Origin of the sequence: Micromonospora sp. NBRC 107095 (genome assembly GCF_030269705.1) — a bacterium.
Classification (GTDB): Bacteria; Actinomycetota; Actinomycetes; order Mycobacteriales; family Micromonosporaceae; genus Micromonospora; species Micromonospora parva.
In genome coordinates, this window is sequence record NZ_BSTU01000013.1 from 1 (window position 1) to 5,363 (window position 5,363).

The following is a 5,363-nucleotide window of genomic DNA, read 5'->3' on the forward strand; positions in this document are numbered from 1 at the left end:
CTGGAAGTTTGTCCGGCGGCGTCCTACTCTCCCACACCCTCACGAGTGCAGTACCATCGGCGCTGGAGGGCTTAGCTTCCGGGTTCGGAATGTAACCGGGCGTTTCCCCTCCGCCATGACCGCCGTAACTCTATGAACATATCAAACAACCCCGGCACGAATTCACGCGGGTGTTCGCTCGTTCAGAGTTGCACAGTGGACGCGTAGCAGCTTAGTAGTCAAGTCCTCGGCCTATTAGTACCGGTCAACTGAACCCGTTACCGGGCTTACATTTCCGGCCTATCAACCCAGTCGTCTAGCTGGGGGCCTTACCCCACAAAGTGGGTGGGATACCTCATCTTGAAGCAGGCTTCCCGCTTAGATGCTTTCAGCGGTTATCCCTTCCGAACGTAGCTAACCAGCCGTGCCCTTGGCAGGACAACTGGCACACCAGAGGTTCGTCCGTCCCGGTCCTCTCGTACTAGGGACAGCCCTTCTCAAGTATCCTACGCGCACGGCGGATAGGGACCGAACTGTCTCACGACGTTCTAAACCCAGCTCGCGTACCGCTTTAATGGGCGAACAGCCCAACCCTTGGGACCTGCTACAGCCCCAGGATGCGACGAGCCGACATCGAGGTGCCAAACCATCCCGTCGATATGGACTCTTGGGGAAGATCAGCCTGTTATCCCCGGGGTACCTTTTATCCGTTGAGCGACACCGCTTCCACTCGCAAGTGCCGGATCACTAGTCCCGACTTTCGTCCCTGCTCGACCTGTCAGTCTCACAGTCAAGCTCCCTTGTGTACTTGCACTCAACACCTGATTGCCAACCAGGCTGAGGGAACCTTTGGGCGCCTCCGTTACCTTTTAGGAGGCAACCGCCCCAGTTAAACTACCCACCAGACACTGTCCCTGAACCGGATAACGGTCCGAAGTTAGATACCCAAATCAACCAGAGTGGTATTTCAAGATTGCCTCCACCCATACTGGCGTATGGACTTCACCGGCTCCCACCTATCCTACACAAGCTAATTCGAGTACCAATGTCAAGCTATAGTAAAGGTCCCGGGGTCTTTCCGTCCTGCCGCGCGTAACGAGCATCTTTACTCGTACTGCAATTTCGCCGGGCCTGTGGTTGAGACAGTGGGGAAGTCGTTACGCCATTCGTGCAGGTCGGAACTTACCCGACAAGGAATTTCGCTACCTTAGGATGGTTATAGTTACCACCGCCGTTTACTGGCGCTTAAGTTCTCCGCTTCGCCCCGAAGAGCTAACAGGTCCCCTTAACGTTCCAGCACCGGGCAGGCGTCAGTCCATATACATCGAATTACTTCTTCGCATGGACCTGTGTTTTTAGTAAACAGTCGCTTCCCCCTGCTCTCTGCGGCCATACAACGCTCCACCCGCGCGGGGCTTCACGTCTCCGGCCCCCCTTCTCCCTAAGTTACGGGGGCAATTTGCCGAGTTCCTTAACCACAGTTCGCCCGATCGCCTCGGTATTCTCTACCTGACCACCTGTGTCGGTTTGGGGTACGGGCCGCTAAGAACTCGCTAGAGGCTTTTCTCGGCAGCATAGGATCACTGACTTCACCTGAATCGGCTCGGCATCACGTCTCAGCCTTCATGTGGTGCGGATTTGCCTACACCACGGCCTACACGCTTACCCCGGCACAACCACCGGCCGGGCTCAGCTACCTTCCTGCGTCACCCCATCGCTTGACTACTACCCATCAGGTTCCCACGCTCCCTCAACTCAGTCCGAAGACCTCACCAAGTTCGGGTGGTTAGCACAACGAGGTTCATCAGGGACGCTCTTTCGCGGGTACGGGAATATCAACCCGTTGTCCATCGACTACGCCTCTCGGCCTCGCCTTAGGTCCCGACTCACCCAGGGCGGATTAGCCTGGCCCTGGAACCCTTGGTCATCCGGCGGAAGGGTTTCTCACCCTTCTTTCGCTACTCATGCCTGCATTCTCACTCGTGCCGCGTCCACAACTGGGTCACCCCGCTGCTTCACTCGCGGCACGACGCTCCCCTACCCATCCACACACCTGCACGCACCATCAAGGGCACGCGTGGTTAAAATGTGAATGCCACAGCTTCGGCGGTGTGCTTGAGCCCCGCTACATTGTCGGCGCGGAACCACTTGACCAGTGAGCTATTACGCACTCTTTAAAGGGTGGCTGCTTCTAAGCCAACCTCCTGGTTGTCTATGCGACCCCACATCCTTTTCCACTTAGCACACGCTTAGGGGCCTTAGCTGGTGATCTGGGCTGTTTCCCTCTCGACTACGAAGCTTATCCCCCGCAGTCTCACTGCCGCGCTCTCACTTACCGGCATTCGGAGTTTGGCTGATTTCGGTAAGCTTGTGGGCCCCCTAGACCATCCAGTGCTCTACCTCCGGCAAGAAACACGCGACGCTGCACCTAAATGCATTTCGGGGAGAACCAGCTATCACGGAGTTTGATTGGCCTTTCACCCCTAACCACAGGTCATCCCCCAATTTTTCAACATTGGTGGGTTCGGCCCTCCACGCGGTCTTACCCGCGCTTCAGCCTGCCCATGGCTAGATCACTCCGCTTCGGGTCTAGGACACGCGACTGAATCGCCCTATTCAGACTCGCTTTCGCTACGGCTCCCCCACACGGGTTAACCTCGCCACATGCCACTAACTCGCAGGCTCATTCTTCAAAAGGCACGCCGTCACCCCGCAAGGCTCCGACGGATTGTAGGCGAACGGTTTCAGGTACTATTTCACTCCCCTCCCGGGGTACTTTTCACCATTCCCTCACGGTACTTGTCCGCTATCGGTCACCAGGAAGTATTTAGGCTTACCAGGTGGTCCTGGCAGATTCACGGCAGATTTCAGGGGTCCGCCGCTACTCGGGAACACCCACAGAAGGTCAGCAACTTTCACCTACCGGACTTTCACCGTCTACGGTCAGCCATTCCAGACTGTTCGACTAGCCACTGACTTTGTAACTTCTCGAACAAGTGTCAGCTTGTTCAGCAGGGTCCCACAACCCCGACCACGCAACCCCTGACAGGTATCACACGCAGCCGGTTTAGCCTCAATCCGCTTTCGCTCGCCACTACTCACGGAATCACTAAATTGTTTTCTCTTCCTACGGGTACTGAGATGTTTCACTTCCCCGCGTTCCCTCCACACACCCTATGTGTTCAGGTGTGGGTGACACCACATGACTGGTGCCAGGTTTCCCCATTCGGACACCCTGGGATCACAGCTCGGTTGACAGCTCCCCCAGGCCTATCGCGGCCTCCCACGTCCTTCATCGGCTCCTGGTGCCAAGGCATTCACCGTTCGCCCTTGACAACTTGACCACAAAGATGCTCGCGTCCACTGTGCAATTCTCAACAAACGACCAACCCACAACCCGATCCGCCCCACACCAAACCCGGCAACCGCCAGCGGTATGTGAGGCCAGGCCATGCCTGGCAACCTCGCAAGGTCAACAACCTCGCAACGGTTCTGAAACAACAACACCACGGTTGTTCTTTCAGGACCCAACAGGGTGCTTACATCCCTCCCCAGCCGCACCAGAACATAACCGTTCCCACCACCCCGAAGAGCAGCTGTACTAGGCGTCCCGACCGTTGCCGAGGAAAAACTTGCCAGTGTCTCCGCCATTCGAGCACCCCACCACCACATTCGGGCAGCGCGGGCTCCTTACCGACTTTCGTCGGAAGGTGCTCCTTAGAAAGGAGGTGATCCAGCCGCACCTTCCGGTACGGCTACCTTGTTACGACTTCGTCCCAATCGCCAGCCCCACCTTCGACGGCTCCCTCCACAAGGGTTGGGCCACCGGCTTCGGGTGTTGCCGACTTTCGTGACGTGACGGGCGGTGTGTACAAGGCCCGGGAACGTATTCACCGCAGCGTTGCTGATCTGCGATTACTAGCGACTCCGACTTCACGGGGTCGAGTTGCAGACCCCGATCCGAACTGAGACCGGCTTTTTGGGATTCGCTCCACCTCACGGTATCGCAGCCCATTGTACCGGCCATTGTAGCATGCGTGAAGCCCTGGACATAAGGGGCATGATGACTTGACGTCATCCCCACCTTCCTCCGAGTTGACCCCGGCAGTCTTCGATGAGTCCCCGCCATAACGCGCTGGCAACATCGAACGAGGGTTGCGCTCGTTGCGGGACTTAACCCAACATCTCACGACACGAGCTGACGACAGCCATGCACCACCTGTGACCGCCCCCGAAGGACCCCCCATCTCTGGAGGTTTTGCGGCCATGTCAAACCCAGGTAAGGTTCTTCGCGTTGCATCGAATTAATCCGCATGCTCCGCCGCTTGTGCGGGCCCCCGTCAATTCCTTTGAGTTTTAGCCTTGCGGCCGTACTCCCCAGGCGGGGCGCTTAATGCGTTAGCTGCGGCACAGGGAACCGGAGAGGCCCCCCACACCTAGCGCCCAACGTTTACAGCGTGGACTACCAGGGTATCTAATCCTGTTCGCTCCCCACGCTTTCGCTCCTCAGCGTCAGTATCGGCCCAGAGACCCGCCTTCGCCACCGGTGTTCCTCCTGATATCTGCGCATTTCACCGCTACACCAGGAATTCCAGTCTCCCCTACCGAACTCTAGCCTGCCCGTATCGACCGCAGGCTTGGGGTTGAGCCCCAAGTTTTCACGGTCGACGCGACAAGCCGCCTACGAGCTCTTTACGCCCAATAAATCCGGACAACGCTCGCACCCTACGTCTTACCGCGGCTGCTGGCACGTAGTTGGCCGGTGCTTCTTCTGCAGGTACCGTCACTCTCGCTTCGTCCCTGCTGAAAGAGGTTTACAACCCGAAGGCCGTCATCCCTCACGCGGCGTCGCTGCATCAGGCTTCCGCCCATTGTGCAATATTCCCCACTGCTGCCTCCCGTAGGAGTCTGGGCCGTGTCTCAGTCCCAGTGTGGCCGGTCGCCCTCTCAGGCCGGCTACCCGTCGTCGCCTTGGTAGGCCATCACCCCACCAACAAGCTGATAGGCCGCGAGCCCATCCCAAGCCGAAAAACTTTCCACCACCAGCCATGCGGCCAGAAGTCCTATTCGGTATTAGCCCCCGTTTCCGAGGGTTATCCCAAAGCTTGGGGCAGGTTGCTCACGTGTTACTCACCCGTTCGCCGCTCGAGTACCCCGAAGGGCCTTTCCGCTCGACTTGCATGTGTTAAGCACGCCGCCAGCGTTCGTCCTGAGCCAGGATCAAACTCTCCAACAAAAAATTGGAAAACAATCCTGACAACAAACAAATTGTTGCCAAAGGAATCCCAACCAGCCAGCAAAAACTGACCAGTCCGGGGTATAAATCATCATTGGCACTGGCTTTACAAGCACCCTGTTGAGTTCTCAAAGAACAACCACACACC

General features: G+C 57.4%; 3 rRNA genes. All 3 read right to left on the reverse strand.

What is annotated here, in order from left to right:
* Positions 1 to 10: 10 nt before the first annotated feature.
* A 5S ribosomal RNA gene (gene rrf / locus QSK15_RS32445) occupies positions 11 to 127 on the reverse strand.
* Positions 128 to 214: 87 nt separating this feature from the next.
* Positions 215 to 3,323, reverse strand: a 23S ribosomal RNA gene (locus tag QSK15_RS32450).
* Positions 3,324 to 3,700: 377 nt separating this feature from the next.
* Positions 3,701 to 5,215, reverse strand: a 16S ribosomal RNA gene (locus QSK15_RS32455).
* Together the 16S, 23S and 5S rRNA genes form the textbook arrangement of a ribosomal RNA operon.
* Positions 5,216 to 5,363: the final 148 nt, after the last annotated feature.